This window comes from Coleofasciculus sp. G3-WIS-01, from assembly GCF_040223135.1.
Classification (GTDB): domain Bacteria; phylum Cyanobacteriota; class Cyanobacteriia; order Cyanobacteriales; family Coleofasciculaceae; genus Coleofasciculus.
The window spans coordinates 1-4,821 of the sequence record NZ_JAVJZI010000160.1; the positions used below are offsets into that span (position 1 = coordinate 1).

General features: G+C 45.3%; 5 protein-coding genes. 3 read left to right on the forward strand and 2 right to left on the reverse strand.

Going from position 1 to position 4,821, the window contains the following annotated elements:
• On the reverse strand, positions 1 to 935 hold a 935-nt coding region (locus tag RIM23_RS15540), incomplete at its 3' end, for an RNA-guided endonuclease InsQ/TnpB family protein (RefSeq protein ID WP_446368111.1).
• 339 nt (positions 936 to 1,274) lie between these two features.
• On the opposite strand from RIM23_RS15540, the gene guaA reads away from it, so the two are divergent.
• The 3 genes from guaA to RIM23_RS15555 all read left to right on the forward strand — a co-directional run bounded on the left by guaA (position 1,275) and on the right by RIM23_RS15555 (position 4,238).
• Complete coding sequence (guaA, locus tag RIM23_RS15545; protein ID WP_446368114.1) at positions 1,275 to 2,822, forward strand: glutamine-hydrolyzing GMP synthase; 1,548 nt, start codon at positions 1,275 to 1,277, stop codon at positions 2,820 to 2,822.
• Between the two features lie 462 nt (positions 2,823 to 3,284).
• A complete protein-coding gene (locus RIM23_RS15550) occupies positions 3,285 to 3,806 on the forward strand; it encodes a TM2 domain-containing protein (protein WP_446368112.1) in 522 nt (173 codons plus the stop codon).
• Positions 3,807 to 3,836: 30 nt separating this feature from the next.
• The gene (locus RIM23_RS15555) at positions 3,837 to 4,238 is read left to right on the forward strand and encodes a ribosomal maturation YjgA family protein (protein ID WP_446336670.1); all 402 of its coding nucleotides are present in this window, start codon (positions 3,837 to 3,839) and stop codon (positions 4,236 to 4,238) included.
• A 23-nt stretch (positions 4,239 to 4,261) separates the two neighbouring features.
• Here RIM23_RS15555 and RIM23_RS15560 read toward each other — a convergent pair.
• On the reverse strand, positions 4,262 to 4,821 hold a 560-nt coding region (locus RIM23_RS15560), incomplete at its 5' end, for a transposase (RefSeq protein WP_446368113.1).

Below are 4,821 nucleotides of genomic sequence, written 5' to 3' on the forward strand. Positions count from 1 at the left end.
CCAAAATACTCAAGCCAACATCTAAATTCTGACCAAGCCGCGTCTGAAATCGATTTGGCTAGGTGATGGTTTTTGACCATATTTCGTACTTGCAAGTCCTCGTATGCTACCAAGTCGTTAGACCGGACTACGCACAATGCAGTCTTTACTGCAAAGTCTTTACGCTGCCTACTGACTTTCAAGTGTTTCTTGGCTAACTTTTGTTTAGCCTTTTTGTAGTTGTTAGATTGTGGTTGACCTTTTCTAAACTTCTTAGACACTTTCTTTTGAAGTCGTTTCAGTGCTTGGTCTGATTTCCTCAGAAATCTCGGATTATCAACTGTTTGACCATCTGAGTCAGTATAGAAATGGTTTAAGCCAACGTCTAACCCTACGTTGTGACCTGTCGGAGTCCTATCTTCAGTCCTGTCGTGGTCAATACAGAATTGAGCATAGTATCCATCAGCGCGACGCACTACCCTAACTCTTTTAATCTGAGTCAGTTGATAGTAGTTCAAGTCACGAGTTCCATAAAGCTTAAACGTTCCGGCTTTAAACCCATCAGTAAACGTGATTGAGTCACGATTCTCTGATAGTTTCCAGCCTGATGTTTTATACTCTACGGAACCATGATTAGGACGATTCTTTTTGTACTTAGGGTATCCTTTCTTTCCTTTGACTTGCTTTTTGCAGTTGTCAAAAAATCTTGAAATAGCTGCGTAGGCACGCTCTGACATTGCTTGTCGAGCTTGAGAGTTTAATTTTCCCGCCCAAGGAAACTCTTTACTTTTACCAAGAATCGCACAATACTTAGACAAGTCATTGCGATTTTTGGCATGACCATTTTCCCAATACTGAAGGCAAGCATTACGAATAAACAGACCAGTACGGATGGCTTCATCAAGCCTTCTATACTGATACTCTTTACCTTTTAACTTACCTTCGTAGACAATCATTTTACCATGCTGAGCTTATGGTAGAATTATATCACACAAAGGCTAACACTCGCAACTAAAGTTGCTAGACTAGACGCATCGCTCGGTTTCATCCCTCGGATAAATCACGAGGGAGCCTGCACCATCGCTTATACTGTAAGAATATCTATAAAGCTTGGCTCCATCAGTTGAAACCAATAGATTCTCGCTGATCAGTAGCAGACTTGCTCGGCGATATATACCCTTATCTTACTCAAATTGCGCTCACGGGACAAAGTAGTGACTAGACAAACAGGAAACGCATCTCAGCCAGTAGAGACATTACCCACAACCACTCTACAAAACCAATTACATCGCCAGATGATTGTGATTCTGGACTTTGGCTCTCAATATTCGGAACTCATCGCTCGTCGTATCCGTGAAACCCAGGTATATTCGGAAGTTATCTCCTATCGCACCAGCGCCGAACAACTCCGACAACTGAGTCCCAAAGGAATTATCCTATCTGGAGGTCCGAATTCTGTTTACGATGACGCAGCGCCCCAGTGTGACCCTGAAATTTGGCGTCTGGGGATTCCCGTACTGGGAGTTTGCTATGGGATGCAGCTAATGGTACAGCAACTGGGTGGGAAAGTGATACGCTCTCAACGGGGAGAGTATGGCAAAGCTTCGCTGCGTATTAATGATCCCACCGACTTATTGACGAACGTAGAAGAAAGCTCAACTATGTGGATGAGCCATGGGGATTCCTGTGAGGAATTGCCAGACGGCTTTGAAGTTCTTGCCCATACCGATAATACCTCTTGCGCCGCGATCGCACATCATGAGCAGAAGCTCTATGGAGTTCAGTTTCACCCAGAAGTTGTGCATTCGGTTGGCGGTATCGCCTTAATTCGCAATTTCGTTTACCACATTTGCGACTGCGAACCGACTTGGACAACGGAAGCCTTTGTCGAGGAAGCCATTCGCGAAATTCGCGCCAAGGTGGGGGAAAAACGGGTACTGCTCGCTCTTTCCGGTGGTGTGGATTCCTCAACCTTAGCCTTCTTATTGCACAAGGCGATTGGCGACCAATTAACCTGTATGTTTATTGATCAAGGCTTCATGCGAAAACTGGAGCCAGAACGGTTGCTGAAGCTGTTTCAGGGCGAATTCCACATTCCTGTAGAATATGTTAACGCCCGCGATCGCTTCCTGGCTCGACTCGAAGGGATTACTGACCCTGAAGAAAAGCGTCGCCGGATTGGTCATGAGTTTATTCGCGTCTTTGAAGAACAATCCAAAATCCTCGGTCCGTTTGACTATTTAGCTCAGGGAACCCTTTACCCCGATGTGATTGAATCAGCGGATACCAACGTTGACCCGAAAACTGGGGAACGGGTGGCGGTGAAAATTAAGAGTCATCATAATGTCGGTGGTTTACCCAAAGACTTGCGCTTTAAGCTGGTTGAACCCTTACGGAAACTCTTCAAAGATGAAGTCCGCAAAGTTGGTCGTTCAATTGGTTTACCTGAAGAAATTGTTAGGCGTCATCCCTTCCCAGGACCCGGATTAGCGATTCGGATTATTGGCGAAGTCACCGCAGAACGGCTGAATATCCTGCGCGATGCGGATTTGATTGTCCGCCAGGAAATTAACCGAAACGGACTTTATCATGAGCTTTGGCAAGCGTTTGCTGTTTTACTCCCCATTCGCAGCGTTGGGGTGATGGGAGATCAGCGCACCTATGCCTATCCCATCGTACTGCGTTTGGTCAGTAGTGAGGACGGGATGACGGCGGATTGGTCGCGAGTTCCTTATGATTTACTCGAACTCATTTCTAATCGGATTGTGAATGAAGTCAAGGGCGTGAATCGGGTAGTTTACGATATTACCTCCAAGCCACCGGGAACCATTGAGTGGGAATAGTAATTTAGGAATGGAGAGGTGCAGGGGGGGCAAAAGTGCGGCTTACTTTTGGTCGGAATCTGGATAAACCTCTCTCCATCCCCCCTAGCCCCTATCCCCCCTAGCCCCTATCCCCCCTAGCCCCTATCCCCCCTAGCCCCCCTTTGAAAGGGGGGTATAAAGAAAGGGGGGTATAAAGGGGGGTATAAAGGGGGGTTAGAGAGAGAAGGCTTTGACATTCACCCTCTCCTTTGACTTGTGCTACAACCTTGGGTGACAACGATAATAGTGAAACCCGCCCCTATTTTCCTCAACACTCAAAACGTTTCGCTCAAAGTTTGGCAATAATAAAAGAAAGCGTGGAAAGAACCACAGGATAAATTAAGGCGGCTTTTAAGTTAATCACGCTGGAGTTTAAGCCGATGCAGCCTGTGACCTAGAGAGCGCTTTGGTAATGACACCCAACCTAGAGGAGGATTGGCAATGGATATAAATCGACGTGAAGGGAGTTATTTGTTGTGGTTCGGCTTTCTGTTTGGATTTGCCGGATTGCACCGTTTCTACAATGGTAAGATTGGCACAGGATTATTGTGGTTTGTTACTGGGGGATTATTTGGGGTCGGTCAATTCGTTGACCTGTTTTTAATTCCCGGAATGGTAGAGGAACATTATCTCAAGCATGGGAAGCGCGATCGCATCTCTGGGGAAGCGGCGGTTTCTGGGTCACCTACATTAGTTCAGCCTTATCATGGCTCTAATACTTTAACCTATGACTCGTTAATTGCACAATTAGTCAAAGCTGCTGAACTTAGAGGCGGTAAATTGTCCGTGACTCAGGGGGTTGTGGAAACGGGAAGAGGTTTTGCGGAGGTAGAAGCTACGTTGAACGATTTAGTCAAATCCGGTTATGTGAATATTGACAATGACCCCGATACAGGCATTGTCGTTTATGGGTTTCCAGAACTAGAATTGAGTGCTAATCCTGAGTCAACGCGATGGCTGTAGCTGACTTGAACAACTGAATATCATCACATTTTGAAATATCGCATTCTCCTGCTGATCAGCATTATCCTAATTGCTCCCTTGGGGTATGCGGTACGGTTTTACGCACCTGCACCGGAATGGCTAAATGACCGACTGGGTAGCTTTGCCTATGAGATTTTTTGGATTCTCCTGGTTGGACTTTTCTTCCCCCAAGCTTCACCCCGATGGACGGCGGTAGGAGTATGTATTGTCACTTGTATTCTGGAGTTTCTGCAACTGTGGCAACCTCCATTTTTGCAGGCAATACGAGCAACGTTTCTGGGTCGTGTTGTATTGGGGAATACCTTTACCTGGTCAGATTTCCCCTCTTATTTCATCGGCAGTTTTCTGGGTTGGGTCTGGATGCGATCGTGTTGGGTCTACTCGCGCAGGTCAAAGGGAAAAATTAATTAATACTAAAAGATATTATTTCTATATCATATACCTCTGTTTTCTATATCTTCTGTCCATCGTTGTGGATTTTCGGTTATATAGTTTCGGATGTGATTCAATGATCGTTGGTCACGGATAATGTGTTCGTAGTAATTGGTTTGCCAGATAATTGCCCCAGAAGTACCATTCATGCGATTTATTTTTCGGGTTGAGACTGATTTGAAATTTTGAATGATTGCCCCTAAAGAACCGGATTTCGTCCCCTTGGGTTGTGCAGTTGATTCATCTAGGTGAGGTGAGACATTCTTGGACAAGGTTTGATGTGCATCCGATACATCCGGATAGGGCAAATATTTATCCGATACATCCGGACAGGGCAAATATTTATCCGATACATCCGGACAGGGTGAAGCATTCTTGGACAAGGTTTGATGTGCATCCGATACATCTAGGCACGAATGCTTCACCCCTACATTTCCTACATTTCCTACATTTCCTACATTTCCTACATTTCCTACATTTCCTACATTTCCTACATTTCCTACATTTCCTACATTTCCTACATTTCCTACATTTCCTACATTTCCTACATTTCCTACATTTC